16 protein-coding genes are annotated in these 18,260 nt (G+C 51.5%); 7 read left to right on the top strand and 9 right to left on the bottom strand.

Annotation, left to right across the window (positions count from 1 at the left end; translation table 11 throughout):
* The first annotated feature begins 142 nt into the window (after positions 1-142).
* From yebS to C8D90_RS02570, 5 genes are all read left to right on the top strand, one after another.
* Positions 143-1,411 (top strand): membrane integrity lipid transport subunit YebS, encoded by a 1,269-nt coding sequence (yebS, locus tag C8D90_RS02590; RefSeq protein ID WP_115457241.1) that lies wholly within the window; start codon positions 143-145, stop codon positions 1,409-1,411.
* Positions 1,356-3,998 carry a PqiB family protein gene (locus C8D90_RS02585; protein WP_115456841.1) on the top strand — a complete coding sequence of 881 codons (2,643 nt, stop codon included), beginning with the start codon at positions 1,356-1,358 and terminating at the stop codon, positions 3,996-3,998. Before yebS ends, C8D90_RS02585 begins: the two co-directional genes overlap by 56 nt.
* 160 nt (positions 3,999-4,158) lie before the next feature.
* A complete protein-coding gene (locus tag C8D90_RS02580) occupies positions 4,159-5,175 on the top strand; it encodes an SMP-30/gluconolactonase/LRE family protein (protein WP_115456840.1) in 1,017 nt (338 codons plus the stop codon).
* 154 nt (positions 5,176-5,329) lie between these two features.
* Positions 5,330-5,686, top strand: coding sequence for a hypothetical protein (locus tag C8D90_RS02575; RefSeq protein ID WP_115456839.1), 357 nt, complete (start codon positions 5,330-5,332; stop codon positions 5,684-5,686).
* Positions 5,687-7,294: 1,608 nt separating this feature from the next.
* A complete protein-coding gene (locus C8D90_RS02570) occupies positions 7,295-8,071 on the top strand; it encodes an SDR family NAD(P)-dependent oxidoreductase (protein ID WP_115456838.1) in 777 nt (258 codons plus the stop codon).
* Between the two features lie 934 nt (positions 8,072-9,005).
* Here the strand turns inward: C8D90_RS02570 and C8D90_RS02565 are convergent.
* From C8D90_RS02565 to C8D90_RS02555, 3 genes are all read right to left on the bottom strand, one after another.
* Complete coding sequence (locus tag C8D90_RS02565) at positions 9,006-9,485, bottom strand: bactofilin family protein (RefSeq protein WP_230472932.1); 480 nt, start codon at positions 9,483-9,485, stop codon at positions 9,006-9,008.
* A 414-nt stretch (positions 9,486-9,899) separates the two neighbouring features.
* Positions 9,900-10,562, bottom strand: coding sequence for a hypothetical protein (locus C8D90_RS02560; RefSeq protein ID WP_115456837.1), 663 nt, complete (start codon positions 10,560-10,562; stop codon positions 9,900-9,902).
* A gap of 33 nt (positions 10,563-10,595) precedes the next feature.
* The gene (locus C8D90_RS02555) at positions 10,596-11,171 is read right to left on the bottom strand and encodes a hypothetical protein (RefSeq protein WP_147291312.1); all 576 of its coding nucleotides are present in this window, start codon (positions 11,169-11,171) and stop codon (positions 10,596-10,598) included.
* A gap of 258 nt (positions 11,172-11,429) precedes the next feature.
* Here C8D90_RS02555 and C8D90_RS02550 point away from each other — a divergent pair, with 258 nt between their 5' ends.
* Entirely contained in the window at positions 11,430-12,617 is a 1,188-nt protein-coding gene (locus C8D90_RS02550; protein WP_115456835.1) for a sugar transporter, read from the top strand.
* Between the two features lie 58 nt (positions 12,618-12,675).
* Here the strand turns inward: C8D90_RS02550 and C8D90_RS02545 are convergent, their stop codons facing one another.
* From C8D90_RS02545 to C8D90_RS02525, 5 genes are all read right to left on the bottom strand, one after another.
* Positions 12,676-13,143 (bottom strand): hypothetical protein, encoded by a 468-nt coding sequence (locus C8D90_RS02545; protein ID WP_115456834.1) that lies wholly within the window; start codon positions 13,141-13,143, stop codon positions 12,676-12,678.
* A gap of 78 nt (positions 13,144-13,221) precedes the next feature.
* Positions 13,222-13,692 carry a methyltransferase family protein gene (locus C8D90_RS02540; protein ID WP_115456833.1) on the bottom strand — a complete coding sequence of 157 codons (471 nt, stop codon included), beginning with the start codon at positions 13,690-13,692 and terminating at the stop codon, positions 13,222-13,224.
* 712 nt (positions 13,693-14,404) lie between these two features.
* Positions 14,405-14,740, bottom strand: coding sequence for an osmotically-inducible lipoprotein OsmE (gene osmE / locus C8D90_RS02535; protein ID WP_115456832.1), 336 nt, complete (start codon positions 14,738-14,740; stop codon positions 14,405-14,407).
* Positions 14,741-15,025: 285 nt separating this feature from the next.
* The gene (locus tag C8D90_RS02530) at positions 15,026-15,373 is read right to left on the bottom strand and encodes an RNA helicase (RefSeq protein ID WP_115456831.1); all 348 of its coding nucleotides are present in this window, start codon (positions 15,371-15,373) and stop codon (positions 15,026-15,028) included.
* A 200-nt stretch (positions 15,374-15,573) separates the two neighbouring features.
* Entirely contained in the window at positions 15,574-15,885 is a 312-nt protein-coding gene (locus C8D90_RS02525; RefSeq protein ID WP_147291311.1) for a hypothetical protein, read from the bottom strand.
* Positions 15,886-16,248: 363 nt separating this feature from the next.
* On the opposite strand from C8D90_RS02525, the gene dps reads away from it, so the two are divergent.
* Complete coding sequence (gene dps, locus C8D90_RS02520; RefSeq protein ID WP_115456829.1) at positions 16,249-16,755, top strand: DNA starvation/stationary phase protection protein Dps; 507 nt, start codon at positions 16,249-16,251, stop codon at positions 16,753-16,755.
* Positions 16,756-17,105: 350 nt separating this feature from the next.
* Here dps and pfkB read toward each other — a convergent pair whose 3' ends face one another.
* A complete protein-coding gene (gene pfkB / locus C8D90_RS02515) occupies positions 17,106-18,059 on the bottom strand; it encodes a 6-phosphofructokinase II (RefSeq protein ID WP_115456828.1) in 954 nt (317 codons plus the stop codon).
* Positions 18,060-18,260: the final 201 nt, after the last annotated feature.

Raw genomic sequence — 18,260 nt, 5'->3', positions numbered from 1 at the left:
CCTGCATGGCTTCACAACAATCACCTCAACGTTGTATCTTTGGCAAGCTTTGTTTATACATTTTTATAACAGTTTGTGATGTTGCATCAGGGGTTTCAATGCCATACTTTCCCGCACGCATTGCTCAATGGTCGTACCCGACGTGAAAATCACCGCACTGAAACCGCTTTCGGAGCAGCATTACAAACGCTGCCCGCAATGTGATCTGATTTTTCAGTTACCCGCGCTGGATAAACGTTTCGTCGCCTATTGTCCGCGCTGCCACGCCAAGATATGCAGCGGCTACGACTGGTCGATGATCCGCCTGACCGCCCTCGCCATCGCCGTGCTGTTGCTGATGCCCCTGGCGCTGAGCGAGCCGCTGATCCGCATTCGCCTGCTGGGCACCGTCATCAACGCCAGCCTGTTGCAGGGTGTGTGGCAAATGGCGATTCAGGGCGATCCGTTCACCGCCAGCATGGTGGCGTTTTGCGCCATCGGCGCGCCGCTGATGTTGCCGCTTTCCCTCCTCTATTTACGCCTGGGACACTGGCTCGGCATGAATCTGCGCCCGGTATTGCTGATGCTTAACCGGCTGAAAGAGTGGATCATGCTGGACGTTTATCTGGTCGGCCTGGCTGTGGCCTGCATTAAGGTGCAGGAGTATGCGGATATCAACGTCGGCCCCGGGTTATATGCTTACATCGCCATGATGATCCTGGTGCAGATATTGTTGATTCGCCTGAACATTGAGCAGCTCTGGGAGCGTTACTATCCGGTCGCGCAGCCCGCCGTTGAACCGCGCCGGCTGCAATTGTGCTGCGCCTGCAACTACACCGGCCTGCCGGATCACCGCGGGCGCTGCCCGCGCTGCCACATCACCATGAGCCGCCGCGCGCCGATGAGCCTGCAAAAAACCTGGGCGGCGCTGATCGCGGCCATCGTCTTCCTGTTCCCCGCAAACCTGATGCCGATTTCCATTCTTTACGTAAACGGCGAGCGGATGGAAGACACCATTTTTTCCGGCGTCATTTCCCTGGCGACTTCAGGAAACATGCCCGTCGCCATCATCGTCTTTATCGCCAGTATCCTGGTGCCGTTCACCAAAGTGCTGGCGCTGCTGTTTTTGTTATGCACCATTCATCTGAAAATCGATCTCAGCCTGACCGCCCGCATGCGCATGCTGCGTGTGTTGGGATGGATAGGACGCTGGTCGATGCTCGACTTGTTTGTGATCGCGCTGATGATGTCGCTGGTTAACCGCGAACAGTTACTCTCTTTCACGATGGGGCCTGCCGCCTTCTATTTTGGCGCCGCAGTCTTTTTAACCATCCTCGCCGTAGAATGGCTGGACAGCCGCTTACTTTGGGATGCTCATGCAACAAGAAACACCGAACCTGACTCTGCCGACCAAAGCCGTCCTGCGGCGTAAACGCCGCATCTCGCCGTTTTGGCTGCTGCCGTTTATCGCCCTGTTGATTGTAGGGTGGTTGCTCTATTCCACGTTTGAAGAGCGCGGAGACACTATTACCATCGACTTTCAGTCCGCCGTGGGCATCGTGCCCGGCCGCACGCCCGTGCGCTATCAGGGGGTCGATATCGGCACCGTCCAAAAAATTTCGCTCAGTAAAGATCTGAACAAAATCACCGTCAGCGCCAGTATCAAGAGCGATATGTCGGACGCGTTGCGCAAAGGCACGCAATTCTGGCTGGTCACGCCGAAAGCCTCTCTGGCGGGCGTCTCCGGCCTGGACGCTTTGGTGGGCGGTAACTACATCGGCATGATGCCGGGCGCAGGGAAAGGGAAAGAAACGACCCACTTCGTCGCACTGGATACCCAGCCCAAGTACCGTCTCAATACAGGCGAGCTGCTGATTCACCTGCACGCCCGCGACCTGGGCGCGCTCAGTACCGGCTCGCTGGTCTACTTCCGCAAACTGCCGGTAGGTAAAGTCTACGACTTCAGTATTTCCGACAATCACCAGGGCGTGAACATCGACGTGTTGATCGAAAAACGTTTCGCCAGCCTGGTAAAAGACAACAGCCGCTTCTGGAACGTCTCGGGCTTTAAGGGCAATTTCGGGCTGGGCGGCGCAACGGTGCAGATGGAAAGCCTGGCGGCGCTGGTTAACGGCGCTATCGCCTTCGACTCGCCCCAGGAGGGAAAACCGGCGCGATCCAATCATGACTTTACGCTCTACCCCGACCTGGCCCAAAGCCAGCGCGGCGTGGTCATTTCACTCGATTTACCAAGTGGCGACAGTTTGAGCGAAGGCCGCACGCCGCTGCTGTATCAGGGCGTTCAGGTCGGTACGCTGACCAAGATCGTGCTGGAACGCGGCGGCAAAGTCAGCGGCCAGCTGATTATCGATCCCGGCATCGTGGACCTGATGCGCAGCGGCACACGTATTGAAATGCAAAGCCCCAGGATCAGCCTGAACAATCCCCGGCTCGGCCAGTTGCTTACCGGTAACATACTGGAACTGATACCGGGGGACGGCGATCCGCAAAACCACTTCACCGTGTTGTCCGGCGCCGAATCCCTGCTTCAGCAGCCGGATGCGCTGGTGCTGACGTTAACCGCCGCACAAAGCTACGGCGTTGACAGCGGGCAGCCCGTCAGCCTGAACGGCATTGCTATCGGCGAGATTATCAACCGGACGCTGACGGATAAAGGCGTGACGTTCCGGGCCGCTATCGACGCCCGTTACCGCCACCTGATCCGCGGCAGCAGTAAATTCGTGGTTAACAGCCGGCTCGACGTGAATCTCGGCATTGACGGAATGAAGGTGCTGGGCGCCAGCGCGCAGGAATGGCTGGACGGCGGCATCCGCGTGCTGCCCGGCGGCACGGGCGATGCGCAAACCAGCTATCCGCTCTATAGCAACAGCGAAAATGCCGCACAGGGCATCACCGGCAGCAAACCACCGGTGACACTGTCACTCAGCGCAGACACCCTGCCGGACATTCAGGCCGGCTCCGTGGTGCTTTACCGCAAGTTTCAGGTGGGTGAGATTATTGACGTCCGTCCGCGCGCCGGAGCATTTGACGTGGATGTCTACATTCAGCCGGAGTACCGCAAACTGCTGACCCCGCAAACCATTTTCTGGGCGGAAGGCGGCGCAAAGGTTCAGATCAACGGCAGCGGGCTGACCGTACAGGCTTCGCCGCTCGACCGCGCCATCAAAGGCGCCATCAGCTTTGATAACCTGGCGGGTGTCACGGTTAATAAAGGAGAAAAAAGGACCCTGTATGCATCGGAAAGCTCGGCCCGCGCCGTAGGCAGTCAAATCACACTGCGCACGTACGATGCCACCAAACTTTCCGCCGGCATGCCCATCCGCTATTTGGGCATCGATATCGGCCAGGTGGAGTCCCTCAAACTCTCCGCCTCACGTAATGAGGTGCAGGCCAAAGCGGTACTGTATCCGGAATACGTCGAAGCCTTCGCCCGCCGCGGCACCCGTTTCTCGGTGATCACGCCGGAAATCTCGGCCACCGGCGTCAGCAACCTGGAGACCCTGCTGCAGCCTTATATCAATATTGAGCCCGGCCATGGCCCGGCGATGCGCAGCTTCGAACTGCAGCCCGCCACCATTACCGACTCGCGTTACCTTGGCGGCCTGAACATCATCGTGGATTCGCCGGAGGCGGGTTCGTTACAGATCGGCACGCCTGTTCTGTTCCGGGGCATTGAGGTAGGAACGGTAACCGGGCTGTATCTCGGCAACATGAGCGATCGGGTGCATGTCGCCCTGCGCATCAGTAAGAAGTATCAGCAACTGGTGCGTAATAACAGCGTGTTCTGGCTGGCTTCCGGCTATAACGTCCAGTTCGGGCTGGCGGGCGGCATGGTGAAAACCGGAACCTTCCAGCAGTTTATCCGCGGCGGCATCGCATTCGCCACGCCGCCCACCACCCCGCTGGCTCCGCAGGCCACTGAACGGCAGCACTTCCTGCTGAATGACGACGAGCCGGAAGGATGGCGTGCCTGGGGAACAGCGATCCCCCTGCGTTAACGCCGCCAAACGGCCTCCCAACACGGAGGCCGTTTTTATTTACGCGCCGGCGTTATTTTCATGAAGAATTTCGTACAAACGCCCGGAGCCAATACCTTGCGCAATAATTAATCTGTCGTTGTGTCCATGCTTTGTTCGCATTCATTGAAAAGGAGTTTTTATGGCTACAACGCGTCGCGATCTACTGAAGTTAAGCGGGATTACCGCAGCCTCCCTGCTGCTTACCCCACGAGTCCTGGCCGGCTGGCAGCCTGCGCAGCGTTATCCCGACCCGGCTGTTGTCGCGCTGGACGACAGTTTCCGCCAATACTGCCTGAGCACGGCCAAAGTCGAGCGGATTGCCGGGGGTTGCCGCTGGGCGGAAGGACCGGTTTGGTTCGGCGACAGCCGGATGCTGCTATGGAGCGACATTCCCAACAACGCCATTATGCGCTGGGATGAAATCACCGGGCAGGTCAGCGTTTTCCGTTCTCCCTGCAACTTCGCCAACGGGCATGCCCGCGACCGTCAGGGACGCCTGATAAGTTGTGAGCATGACACCCGCCGGGTGACCCGCACGGAATACGATGGTTCCATTACCGTCCTTGCCGACAGCTATCAGGGCAAGCCGCTCAATTCACCCAATGACGTCATCGTTCATTCTGACGGCACGATCTGGTTTACCGATCCGCCGTTTGGTATCGCGGGATTTTATGAAGGGCATCAGGCGCACCCCGAACTGCCGCAGAACCTTTATCGTTTCAACCCGGAAACCAAGGCGCTGACGGTTGCCGCTGCGGATATCAGCGGGCCGAACGGGCTCTGTTTCTCCCCTGACGAAAAAACGCTGTATCTGGTTGAAGGGCGCGCTAAACCGAACCGATTGATTTTGGCGTTTGACGTGGTAAACGGCGAGCTGCAAAACAAACGCACGCACATTGATTGCGGCGACGGAACGGCAGACGGCATCGCGTGTGATATTCACGGCAACCTCTGGTGCGGCTGGGGCATGGGCAGCGAAACGCTGGACGGCGTTAAGGTATTCAACCCAGCAGGCAAAGCTATCGGCATGATTCATTTGCCGGAACGCTGCGCCAACTTGTGCTTTGGCGGCCAGTCCCGTAACCGGCTGTTTATGGCCTCCAGTACCTCAGTTTATGCGTTGTACGTAAATACCCAGGGCGCGGTCGTGATATAAAGCAGGCAATTTTACTGCGCTGTCGAAAAAACAGAGAAAAACCGGGGGGTTAAAGTTATCCAGGAACGAGATGCCCATAACAGATTACTCTGGTTAACTCTGTACAATCAGGGCCAGAAAGCAAAGTTCTCTCTTTTAAAAAAGGAATTTACACATGGCATTAAAGATAGCGCTGGATATGCAAAAAATTGACCTAATCGCCAGGCACTTCGGTCACCCCTTTGATCGGAATAATGTATCGCAGGATAACAGATACCGTCCGGACAACCCTTCAGACGTCATTGAAATGGTTTATGCCTGGATTGAAGTTGCCCACAAGAATTCGGAGTTCTGGCAGGAATCTGACGTTGAACAGAATATCGGGCATATTCTGAACGTTCTGAACTTCGGTCCCTGGGCCGAAACGTCACCAGATCCCCGCTACTGGGTCAATCTGGTTAACAAAACGAAGGGCGAAGTATTTGAAATTTTGGGAGAGAACTACCGTAAGTCACTCAACCCTTACATGTAAGCGCTAAGGCCGTTCAGACGATGGCCCGTATCCTGACAGGAGCGGGCCATTTCTCTTTACGCTGCCACTCAGGCCATTGATGCCCTGTTTTGTCTGACGTATATCGCATTAGTCAACGTTATGGCTATTTTCCTCTATGAATCATTAGCCGCGTTAAAATATTCTTTCTGGCAAGCCCCCCCTCTCTCTGCTCTATTAAGCATGAAAGCCCCCCTATCCTAATGGCACATTCAGACATAACTTCCTTATTTGTATCCTCACAGAAGCCTGTTTTTTCTATTACTGCCAACTAAGAATCATCTCATTTTGCGCTAATATTTACAGATCAACAGGCACTTTTCCCCCTCCCAATTCCATTTGCATGGACTCTATTCTGATAAACAGGAGAAGTTGCATTTTGGTGCCATCCCACCTTCACTCAAACCAGGCAACGCCCGCTCATCGTTCTCCTGCCTGACTGCACGCATTCCGATAACATCTATGAATGGGTTGCCTGTCAGAAGAAATTGGATAAGGCAAGAGGGGATATAAACATTACAGACTAAAATAAGAAAAAACCCGCAGAAATAAGATGCATGTGAAATGAGTATTTTCTATCATAACCCGAATTTATTTTAACATCAGCACCGGAGTCAGAATAAAATTATAAATACTGATCTTTTACCAAAATAATTGATCAAAAAAATCATCAAAGCAATATATTGAGATAATTCTCATTGCCCTTGATATACATCAATTTCACTTATGGGTATTATGGCAAGAATAGTAGGAAGATAATCATTCCCTGGTGCTGGCCTATTGGCAACCCGCTGTACTAACGGAGTCGGCGGGCATTTTTTTACCGCCTTTATGCGTCATATCACTCCCACGGAGGATTTGCGTGAAAATGACATTGATTGAAGTCATCATTATATGTGGGATTACGATACTATCCTTGATTACCGGCCTGGTTATCGGGCAATTATTTTAGGCGTTTTTTGTTCTTTAGACGACAAAAACTGTGCTAATAGCGCGTTATTTCAGCGCGGATAGGCTAAGCCCGGAAATTCGGGCTTAGCGGACAAGTATCGTTCCGGTAATTGGCGGCAAAGCCCGCCCTGATAAAAATCGGCCATAGATAATACTCACGCACTCTCGATCAAAGTAATTTCTTAACAAGAGGTTACCGCCGAAAAAAACAGCCTCAGGATGTCACCGATTTCTGTTACTCGTCACCGGATATTGTCGTGCTTTTTTCTTTTCCTCTGTTAATTATTTCTTTCAGCAACTACACGCTCACGGGAAAAGAAGCCAGTGACCGGATGCCGTCATTGCTTCAGCAACCCAAATTGCCCTGGCTGCCCAGCCTCTGGTTCAGGCCCCGTACTCCGGGTTCGTCCAACTATTAATGAAGCATACATCGCAAATTTAACCATTGGCTGACACCAAAGGGTCAGTAACGCAACTTTTGAACAACATTCATCATGCCGAGTGTTATATCAAAGAAGCTGGCGCTCTCACTCACCTGTCAGCATAAGCCGTACACACTCTTTCCACGCCCACAAAATACAACCAGCAACGCTCCTTCATTCAAAACGATTATGAAACTCATCATTCAAGGAGAACAAAATGAGCGATTTACTAGCCGGAAAAACGATAGTTATCACAGGGGCCTCAAGTGGTATTGGCAGAGCTATCGCACTGACGGCCGCTAAGCATGGTGCTAAGGCAGTCATTGTTTCAGATATTACCGAAACGCCGCGTGAAGGCGGTGAACCAACAACAAAAGCCATCGCCGCACTCAGTTTAGGCACATTGACCAAATTTCAGCATGCCGACGTATCCAGCCCCGACGACAATGACAAACTGATCGCTGCGGCTGAAGAATTCGGAGGCGTTGATATTATGATGTGTAACGCGGGCATCTCGCTGAGTGCGGATGGCGCCGATGTCAGCGCAGCAGATTTCCAGAGACTGATGGCGATTAACGTAAACGGTACGCTGTTTGGCGCACAGGCTGCCGCAAGACAGATGAAAAAGCTGGGTAAAAAAGGCAGCATTATTCTGATGGCCAGCATGGGTGGCCTGGCAGGAGCCGCGGTAACGCTCGCCTATTCCACCAGCAAAGGCGGCATTGTGCAGATGGCCCGCTCTCTGGCCGATGCATACGGCCCCGACGGCATACGCGTTAACGCGATCGCTCCCGGCTCTATCGACACCGAGTTACTCAGAGCCACCCCAGGGGTCGCTTCCGTAACAGAAGGCTTCCGCCTGCGCACGCCACTGCGCCGCGTTGGTCAGCCTGATGAAATTGCTAACGTCGTGGTTTTTCTTGGCTCTGATCTGGCGAGTTATATTACCGGGGTGATATTACCTGTTGATGGGGGATTGTTGGCGGTTATTTAGTGAGTTGGGGTGAATGCCGGATAGTTGACGGTCATATCATTTTTGGTAAATATTTTCCGTCAGAGAGAAATGCGCTCCCCCCCTCTAACTATTGATTCCGCAAGGAAAGGGCGTTGGCTTTTTTAAATACCACTCTTCACGCTTTCCCATTCAGTTTTAACTAGAAGGTATCAGTTTATTTAACCCACGCTATTTTGCATAAACACGCACCAAGTTAGTAAACAGTAAAGCACGTTGTGTTCGCCGTCGACAGCCAATCTTGCTCAACTACCTGACAGGCAAACAAGATGGTTCCACGTGTTGATTTTGTCGATCGGTTTTGCTCCGCCGCCCGGCGAACGAATGTTTAATGATCCTTATGGTGGGAGTTTTGCGCAGTAGTTACCCGGGCATAAGTCTGAAAACATGACGAAGATATATTTGGATGACCGGACATCCAGCTTTATTAGGCTAAAAGCATAAGATTTTTCATACAGTTATAAAAAGAGCTGAGATGGAGATTCAGGATTTTTTAAAAGTAGCCATTTAACAACTTGATAAATAAGGACAATAAAAAAAGACCTGACACGATTCCTGTATCAGGTCTAGGGAAATGGCTCTTGGGAGAGAGCCGTGCGCTAAAAGTTGGCATTAATGCAGGCTTGGAACGCCTTGCACTTTAAGAATAGACGAGAATGCTTTTTTTGCCAGTTTTGAGCAAATAGAACTCTTTAAGATGATGGTTTTCACGGAAAATTGTTGGATTCGCCAGGCCGTTATCACCGGGATAACCGAGGTACAGCATCTTATCGTCCTCCCGTTTACGGGAGAAACTACAGAAAGTATAGGTGTAATATCTGGAAGATTAAGAAAAACGCTACCCATGATAGGTAGCGTTTTGATAAGGCGACACCGTCTTCTCCCTCGACGGATGACTCAGGCAATATCAGGTTGCTTACTTAACCTGATATTCAACGTCGTCGTTAATCTCGTCGCCCAGCAGGTTTTCATCATCATCCACCGGCGTCTTGAACGCCACAACGCTGGTCGGTTCTTCTTCCTGCTTCAGTTGCTCGGACTGCCCGATAAACACGCCACCACGCTTGATGGAGAAACTGATGCTGCGACGGGTGCCGCGCAGAATGCCGTGTTCGAGGATGTCGATGGATTTCGCCTCGCAGGTTCCCTCTACCGTTCCGTCAATGATGATTTCCGGCGCGCTGAGCTCGCCTTCCACCCGTCCGGCATGCATTACCCGGATCGTTCCTTCTTTGACGTGAACGTTGCCGCGTACGTCGCCGTAGACCTGAATATCGCCATCTACGTCGATATTACCGGTAAATAACGTACTCTTGGCGATAACGGTACAACGGCGGCTATTGTCAGCAGAAGCAAACGGCTTCTTGTCATCATGAGAGATTGCTGATAACGGCATCGCTGCCGGAACGGCCGGTGCAGATTCAGATTCGGTCTGTTTTCTACCAAACATATGAAAAAATCTCGTTCTAATATTAAAAAAATAGAGCATCAGTCCTAACAGGGAGAGCGCCCCGGAAATCAGACAATACAAGTGGCGGTCATTAATGAAAAAAACCAGTGTGACCGCCCAAAACAGCCAGACGCTGCTAAGCAAAATGTTATCAATGAGATAGTGCTTCTTCATGTCACACCACGTCCTTGTTTTCAGAACATTGCCTGCCTGCAACGATGATTAGACAAACAGGGCGGGGATGAAACCACAGGAGCGACTATAGTCGATGAATAGTCACAGTGACAATCAGGGTATTTCTGTAATTGTCCATTCTGCTATCCGGGTAACATATCGAACATTTATGAATGATAAATTTTTTTAATGTTCATCAAACGACTTCTCGATAAAATTTACCCAGCAGATCGACATCAACGCCTTCTGCGCCTCTTTCGGATCCTTCTTTATGCTTTCCTCCATATCCGGCGCCTCGCGGGCCATGTCGAGCACATCACGCAAATACTCTTCCGTCACCTCGTCAAAATCCTCGGCAAGCGGCGGCTTATTGCCGGATGCCATATATTCACGTATGACCTTTAGTCCCGCGGCGACCGCCTCATCTTCACTTTTGTCATCAATGTAGTAGGTTGACAACACACTCCAGTTTGCAGAGCAATTGGTGTTAAGCAACTCCAGCGCATTCCGCCAGGAGGCTTCTTTATCCAATCCTTCGCACCCCGTCAGCCGGTAATCACTGCGTTCTCCCTTCGGAAGGCCGGGATAGAGATAAAAAATGGCCTGGGGATTCGCATAGGCGAACGGAATAAACTCATTCATTTTGCCGTCGGCTTCGATGACCCTGACCTCTCCGCAAACGTATGTGTCCTTCACGGAGTTGGTGACTAACGCGGTGGATTTGAATTCCAGCACCTTGTCGTCCTTCATCGTCGCCTGCATATCCCGCTGGGCTTCCTGAATCGGATTCGCAAACGCCGGGCAGGCAATGACGCAGCTGAGAAGGATCGCGGCAAGATTCTTTTGCATTCCCTGTTTTTGTCCCTTTACTGATAAGTTCCGTTATCGTTCCCGGATAAAATCGATCGTTGCGATCTTGACGCCGTAACCTGTTACCTTTTCCGTTACGGAAATCGCGTCCATCCGCTCTCCCGATGCCGGGAGCTGAGATTTGTCCATGCACAGCGTCACCGTCCGCCCAAGGCTCTTATCGTCAAACCTGATTTCCGCATTACAGCGCCCTGTCCGCCCCAGCGACGGCGCGGGCGTAGTGACCTGGTATGATGTGGTATAAGAGACAGAATCGCCCGGCATGAAATAAATAGCGGCGGCGGGAAGTTGGGTACCCAGCAAGCTGAATACGCAGGTCGCCATGAAAAAATCTTTGAGCATAATCCGGGGAGGACGATCGAAAAGGCGGTAGTGATCCAAACGGAGCCAGTTGTAGATCAAGCCGCCGATGCATCCCATGGTAATGCTGATCAGGGGGAGCGGTACGCCGTCGTAAAGAAATACGCTGGCAGAAAACTGAATACTGGCAAACACCATCAATGCGGCATAAGCCACAACTACGGGAATCGTCACCCGCCGGCTGATGTGCCCCGCTTTAAAACTGCTCCTTATTTGCTGACCCGCCACTTGAGACCCTTATTTCCGTTATTTCCCGTTACTGCTTTACTGCCTCCCTCGCCCTCAGGCTGGCGAGGAGTATACTCTGAAAATCCAAACGATCCCAGCGATCAAAACTTCTTACACCGTTGTCTGCCGGAAACCTATCGGCAGTTTATTGTCAAAGATGATAAAGTTGACATTGTTATGTGATCTAAATCGCATTTTATTGCCATTTCTTTTAGAATGCCCTCACTTCCTATCTCAACGTATTTGTCTCTTTATCACATGGATCTATCTGGTATTCGCCGCACTACGGCCTGGAAGCGGGTTATTGCGCTGGCTCTCGCGGCCTTCATTTTTAATACGACCGAATTTGCTCCTGTTGGCCTGTTGAGTGACATCGCCGCCAGTTTTTCGATGTCTACCGCACAAGTCGGATTAATGCTGACAATTTACGCCTGGACGGTCGCCCTGACCTCCCTTCCCTTCATGCTGATTACCAGTAAAGTGGAAAGACGGCGATTGCTGACCGGTGTTTTTATTCTTTTTATCCTCAGCCATTTGCTCTCTTCCGTCGCGTGGAACTTCTGGATCCTGGTGATCTCGCGCATCGGTATCGCATTGGCGCATGCCGTTTTTTGGTCTATTACCGCTTCGCTGGCAATCCGGGTCGCTCCCGCCGGGAAAAAGGCACAGGCGCTGGGCCTGCTCGCGACCGGCACCTCGCTGGCCATGGTGCTGGGGTTACCGCTGGGTCGCATCGTCGGGCAGTATCTCGGCTGGCGCATGACTTTTCTGGCAATTGCGATCCTCGCGGCGCTTACCCTGGTTTGCCTGCTGCGGTTGCTCCCGCCGCTGCCCAGCCAGCATTCGGGATCCCTGAAAAGCCTTCCGGTTTTATTTCGCCGGCCGGCGCTGCTCGCGCTCTATGTGCTCACCATTATCCTCATTACCGCACACTTTACGGCCTACAGCTATATCGAGCCTTTTGTGGAAGGCGCCAGCGCGCTGGGAAGCCAGGTCGTCACCGTGCTGCTGCTGACCTTCGGCGGCGCAGGTATTCTGGGAAGTATGCTGTTCAGCCGCTACAGCAACCGCTATCCTTCGGCCTTTCCGCTCATTTCCATCACGGTTCTGGTGCTGTGCCTGACGTGTTTACTGCCCGTTTCAGGAAGCATTGCCAGTATCTTGCCTCTCAGCGTCGTTTGGGGAACCGCCATCATGACCATCTCACTGGCGATGCAGGCGAAAGTCCTGACGCTGGCCCCGGATGCTACCGACGTTGCGATGTCCTTATTCTCAGGCATCTACAATATCGGGATCGGCGCCGGCGCCTTGTTGGGCAATCAGGTCATCCTGCACCTGGGGCTGCCAAGCATCGGCTTTGCCGGGGCTACATTAGGCGTTGCCGCCCTGCTGTGGGCGATAGCCATATTTCATCGTTACCGCTCTGCTTTGGGAAGCCCGTCATAAATGCAAAAACCCGCGCCAGCGCGGGTTTTTTTATCATGATTCACCGAACGATTGCGTATTACAGATCCACGTATTTCTCCGCCGCGGCTTTAAACGCATCACGCAAATTGTTATCGACGCCGTTCAGCGTGATGCTGCGCATGTAGGCATCCCAACTGCGGTACATTTCCGTCAGTATCGCCCGCTCATCGGCACGCACCGTTTTTTTCTTAACGCTTTCATACTGAGGCGAGATGATAGCTTCTGAAGCAACCAATATCTCGGCGGAACATTCTTTAATCTTCTCTTTACCCGCCGCATCCGGCGTTTGCGCCATCCACTGCCCGGACACAAAGTTCGCGGATTCGGCCCGTTCACCCAGCCGCTTCATGTTCGTCAACAGGTCGGCTTTACTGGATACCACCGGGTAATCACTGGATTTGGGGATCTCGCAGCTGAAGCGGCTCTCAAACGGCGTTGTATGCGTTGAACCGGCGCATCCGGCCAACAGCACAGAACCCAAACACACCATAATCATTTTTTTCATGCCCGACATCCTGATGCCTATAAAGATGCGCAGATGATAGCAGCCTTATAGACCCCGAAAAACAGATTTAAAGCGCATTTACAGCCAGCGCCGAACGCGTTTTTTATAACGCAGATAAGCGTCGCCGTAACATGCTTCAAGTACCCGCTCTTCCGGCAATATGTTTGTCAGCGTGACCAGGAGAACAAACAACAACGTTGTCACGACAAAAATCCAGCCTGCCAGCAAAATGCCGATCCCGGCCATCAACAGCGCCATCCCGAGGTAGATTGGGTTTCTGCTTAGCCGGAATGGGCCGTCCGTAATCAGATTCTGCGGCGTCATTCGCGGATCGGGTGAAGTATGATGCATACGAAAACTGAACAGGCAGTAACATAGCCACAGCCCCGCAGCCGCAATCACCGCTCCGCCGGAGAATAGGTTCAACGGCGGCCCCCCCGGCGCTGCCGGTAAAAAACGTACGCCCGCCCCAATCATTAGCAGCGCTCCCCAGATAAACGGCGGTAGCCGCATCCAGGATACCGCGTTCATTTTACTGCTCCTGCTCATCCCCGCTTCCTTTTGTCACACGCCATCATGCCGAATAAAAACAAATAAAATCATGCAATTATTAATGCATCCTGGGTGTCAGAAATATTGTTTATTTTTTTCTTGGCAGTTCGTGAATCAGGTCACACCTATCCTGCCGCAATAGCGCTAGTTTGTTAGCATTGTAGGCAAAGAAGGGAGGCAGATGAAGACACTGAAACTACTAAAGACGGTCGTTATCACTGGAACAACATCCACTTCTGTTACGGCCTTCCCGGGGAGAATCTGCACAAACGGCAGATCGGGATAAAAGCCACGAGTTAGTGGCTGTTGAAAGATTTCAAAGGGTCTCACAAGAGACCCTTTTTCATGCCTGCAAGACACAAAAAACCCGGCGCTGCCGGGTTCATTTATGCGGTCAATGCTGTTAATCCGCGCCGTCACGCTTATTGCGTTTTTCCGCGCGTTTCTCCTTCAGCGTTTTTTCCGGCTTTTTCTTGGCTGACTTATCCTTACCTCTACTCATAAACTCCTCGCTTATTTTGTAAGACTCGGGTAGTAAAACCAAATCGTCCTCTTCATTGAGAACAGCATGAGTAATATCAAATTAGCGCCGCAACTTCAAGGCCGTAAATTTTGCCCGGCATTTTCCCGGAGAATACTGACGATAAAAAAGAGGGCTAACGCCCTCTTTTTTATCGTACACGCAATTGCTATCATCACCCGCTATTTTTTATTGCGGGTTTTTATCGTAGTCAGCGCAAGACTGGTAGCCTTTATTCAATACTTTTCCGGTTTCATCGTAGCTGACAAAATAATTTTGCGGAACGTTTTGAGAGCCCGTAATCAAATAGGTGCTGCACGTGCCGCGGGCATTAACCATCGTAATTTCTGTCGCTGGTTTGCCAGCAATGCTGATAACCTGTTGCTTCGTCATCCCGACTTTGACGTCTTTAACCACCGGCTCCGTCACGTAACTGGAAGCGCGATCGTAAGCAGTACAGGCGGCCAGAGACAACGCCATAGCGCCTAAAGCCACGCCCGTAACGACAGATTTAATACACTTCATAGCTCACTCCTTTTCAGCCTTATGTAGCAATAACCTTAGAATAAAAATTCAGATTATTCAAATTTCATTAAACAGGAGTCTGTGATTCACAGAATTGAGAGATTTATCACTCAGGTAAAGCCATTCCTGACAGTACCTTGCCCTTATTAGCACCGGCGATTATGAATCTGTTGGATATTTTTTGCAGAAAGCTGAGGCTTACTAATAAAAATACGCAGGAATATCAGAATATGTGCAGATGTACCGAAAGGCAGGTAAAAATTCGACCCGGGTTTTCATACGCACTCAGGCACACTGACGGGCGGCATTTAACAGCTGCGTGCTTTCATCACCGGCATTCTGCGTCAAATAAATATGAACGCTTGCCTGATTATCGCTGACTAATTGAACCTGCGCCGACGCGGTTTCACCGCGGCCATTTAAATAACTGGTCACCGTATGGGTGTCATTCATGCTGAAGTAACGCGTCGCCGGATTAAGTTCAGACCAGCGTTGGTTCAGACAGTGCGCATACACCCCCGCCGATTTGCTTATTTTAGCATCCATGACCTGATGTTTGTCCTGAGAAACGGTTGTTGTGCTGGAACAGCCGGCAACAGACAGCACTAACAGCGCCATAATGACGTGCTTCATGAAATTCTCCTCTGAGTGGCAGTATAGTAGCGAGTTCAGGTAGGAATTTTTTTACCATTTGTGTGATTTCAATCACGTAATAATTGCAGTTTGAGTTAATAACTCAACAGGAAGATTCTTAATAAACAGGAAGGGAAAACGCTGTAAAGAAAAGACAGGCCATGTACGTAACGCATCACACGGCCTGCTGTAAATACGGCTTAGCGGTAATCTACTGTCACTTTACCCCAGTTGTTGTGTGGCCCGAACCACTCAATATCCACCTGACCGGCATCGGCAGGCAGCATGAAACTGTCATTCTGATACGTCACCTGACGTGCACGACTCACCTGGTGACTCTCTTGTAAGCACGATGATATAAGCTTCCCCTCTTTCATCGTTACTTTGCATGGCCCCTCGACCAGTGCCCCAGTGAAGTGTACGTACCCTCCACCGATGGCCTGACCTGCTGAAAGAGCCGACATTCCAATAATCGCGATAAAAACCGTCCGTTTTGCTTTATTCCACAGCATAAAAATCTCCTTTGCGACAGGACTCTTACAGTATAGGAACTTTCCAAGATTTTTTTTGATCTGGAGTACATAAAAGACTAAAAGATGAATATTTACCAGATTTAAATACCAATAAAACAGGATGAAAAGCAAAAAATTCCATGCAATCTTTAAAAAAAACTTATAGCTTTGTTTTATTTTTCGCCATGGCGCCTGTTCTGTGAACGATGTGACGAAAAGTCATACGCCAGGACACTGAGATTGAAACCGATTATTTCCCTCATAGAAACAGGCTATTTCACCAATACCGACAAGCCATTAGTTTTCCCTTCTGAGGCTCATATACTGTTCCTGACAGCAAATCAATACTGAGAAGGATACGTTATGAACATTAAAAAAATGCCAGGTAAAACGACGACACCAACGCTGATCTACACCCGCAATGATATTCCGGCAGAAATTAAAGAAGCGACGATCATGGTATTAAGTCGCATGGTAACGCAGTTTATTGATTTAGCGTTGATCACTAAACAAGCCCACTGGAATATGAGAGGCGCTAATTTTATTGCCATTCATGAAATGCTTGATGGCTTCCGCAGCACGGTTCTGGAACATCAGGACACCTTCGCCGAACGTATTGTACAGCTGGGCGGCACTGCGTCAGGTACGTTGCAAACAGCTGTTGAACAAACACCGCTGAAGCCCTATCCGCTTGATATTACGTCCGTAAACGATCACCTTGAGGCGCTGGCTGAACGCTACGCTATCGTAGCCAACGATCTGCGGGCTGCGATATCGCCAACGGAAGACGAAGACACCGCGGATATGTTCACCGCAGCGTCACGCGATTTGGATAAATTCTTGTGGTTTATTGAAGCCCATCTGAATTAGTTCACGTTTCATCACGTAAACCATCATTTAAAATAAATAACACGGAGGGTGCCTCTCTCCGTGTTATCTTTTTTCTTTTCCGTCTATTTTATTAGCGCACGAACTCAGATTTTTCTTCCTTCCGCAATCCGTAAGGAAAATGTGATACCCTGAATAGGAATCCATTTATAAGAATAGAAAATGAAGAGTCAAATCCTCTTTTGGACAATCATCGGCAGCGGCGCATGTTTACTCATGAGCGGATTTGTAATGCACTCCCTCTTTGAGGGCGCAACCGGCTCCCTGTTGATTTTATACAAGTTACTGGTCAGTTAGTGGCCGAAACCCAGACGGCTCCGGCCACACGCATGTCAGAAGTGATTTAGCGGCACATTCTGCTGGCAAAGATAGTGATACAACGATTCCACGTCCCGTTTCAGGCATAAGCACGTTCCCTGATTCAGGGTGGCCGCACTCCCGGCAGCCACGCCATAACGCGCCATATCCAATAGATCGGCACCCTGCGCCAAACGCATGACCATCGCGCCAACCATACTGTCACCGGCCCCGACGGTGCTCTGTTTCTTCACCGGCGGCGGGACGACTTGCACCCATTGGTGACGATTCACGGCCAGCGCGCCCTGTGGCCCAAGGGAAACCACGACGTTTTCCACACTGCCCCGTTCCACCAATGCCCTCGCCGCCAGCAGCACCGCATCCGGTTGATCCAATACCTTCCCCGTCAGCGCCGCAAGCTCATTCTGGTTAGGCTTAACCAGCACCAGTCCTCCCTGTTCCAGACCGGCCGCCAACGCATCGCCGGAGCTGTCCAGAATGCAACGCAGCCCCTGACGTTGTGCCTGTTGCAGCAAATCCCGGAGTGAGCCGGTGTCAACGCCCGGCGGCAGGCTGCCGCTGATAACCAACAGGCTGCCGGACGGGATCGCCGCGAGCCGCTCCCCGATCAGCGCCAACTCCGCCGCACTCAGCTTCGCTCCCGGCATCACGAAACGATACTGCTCTCCCGTGGATTCTGTGTGAACGTGGAGGTTCTGACGCGTCCAGTCCTGAGTCGTTACCGCCTCGATATTTACACCCTCCTGAACCAACAGCGCCTGCAAGTGCTCGCCGGTCGCCCCGCCACAGGGAAATATCGCCGTGGCCTGCCCCTCTAAATGGACGATCGCCCGCGCTACGTTAATCCCGCCGCCGCCCGGTTCAAATACGGGTGTTGTACAGCGCAGTTTCCCTTCCGGGTAGATTTTATTGGTGGTCGTGGCGCTATCAAGCGAAGGAGAGAGTGTAACCGTATAAATCTGCGTCATAATGCATCCTCATACCGTGAATATTTTCCTAGGGTAGCATGCCGCACCGGCGTTTTATTGACCTAACCGGGGAACCGGTAGCTGAAGCGGGAGCTTTTTTGTTTGCGCTGGATCCTGTAACAAAAATGACACAGTGTAATGTTATGAGTGTTAGTGCTATATATTGTTCTGCCTGCGGGCAACCGCAGGCAAGCCGTTACC

This window comes from Enterobacillus tribolii, from assembly GCF_003363015.1.
Lineage (GTDB): Bacteria > Pseudomonadota > Gammaproteobacteria > Enterobacterales > Enterobacteriaceae > Enterobacillus > Enterobacillus tribolii.
This window is presented reverse-complemented; position numbering and strand designations above follow the sequence as displayed.

What these genes read in the sequence shown, in the direction of transcription:
- C8D90_RS02585 (WP_115456841.1), top strand. Translation starts at nt 1,356, where the DNA reads ATGCAACAAGAAACACCGAACCTGACTCTGCCGACCAAAGCCGTCCTG.
- C8D90_RS02580 (WP_115456840.1), top strand. Translation starts at nt 4,159, where the DNA reads ATGGCTACAACGCGTCGCGATCTACTGAAGTTAAGCGGGATTACCGCA.
- C8D90_RS02575 (WP_115456839.1), top strand. Translation starts at nt 5,330, where the DNA reads ATGGCATTAAAGATAGCGCTGGATATGCAAAAAATTGACCTAATCGCC.
- C8D90_RS02570 (WP_115456838.1), top strand. Translation starts at nt 7,295, where the DNA reads ATGAGCGATTTACTAGCCGGAAAAACGATAGTTATCACAGGGGCCTCA.
- C8D90_RS02565 (WP_230472932.1), bottom strand. Translation starts at nt 9,485, where the DNA reads ATGCCGTTATCAGCAATCTCTCATGATGACAAGAAGCCGTTTGCTTCT.
- C8D90_RS02560 (WP_115456837.1), bottom strand. Translation starts at nt 10,562, where the DNA reads ATGCAAAAGAATCTTGCCGCGATCCTTCTCAGCTGCGTCATTGCCTGC.
- C8D90_RS02550 (WP_115456835.1), top strand. Translation starts at nt 11,430, where the DNA reads ATGGATCTATCTGGTATTCGCCGCACTACGGCCTGGAAGCGGGTTATT.
- C8D90_RS02545 (WP_115456834.1), bottom strand. Translation starts at nt 13,143, where the DNA reads ATGAAAAAAATGATTATGGTGTGTTTGGGTTCTGTGCTGTTGGCCGGA.
- C8D90_RS02540 (WP_115456833.1), bottom strand. Translation starts at nt 13,692, where the DNA reads ATGAGCAGGAGCAGTAAAATGAACGCGGTATCCTGGATGCGGCTACCG.
- osmE (WP_115456832.1), bottom strand. Translation starts at nt 14,740, where the DNA reads ATGAAGTGTATTAAATCTGTCGTTACGGGCGTGGCTTTAGGCGCTATG.
- C8D90_RS02530 (WP_115456831.1), bottom strand. Translation starts at nt 15,373, where the DNA reads ATGAAGCACGTCATTATGGCGCTGTTAGTGCTGTCTGTTGCCGGCTGT.
- C8D90_RS02525 (WP_147291311.1), bottom strand. Translation starts at nt 15,885, where the DNA reads ATGCTGTGGAATAAAGCAAAACGGACGGTTTTTATCGCGATTATTGGA.
- dps (WP_115456829.1), top strand. Translation starts at nt 16,249, where the DNA reads ATGAACATTAAAAAAATGCCAGGTAAAACGACGACACCAACGCTGATC.
- pfkB (WP_115456828.1), bottom strand. Translation starts at nt 18,059, where the DNA reads ATGACGCAGATTTATACGGTTACACTCTCTCCTTCGCTTGATAGCGCC.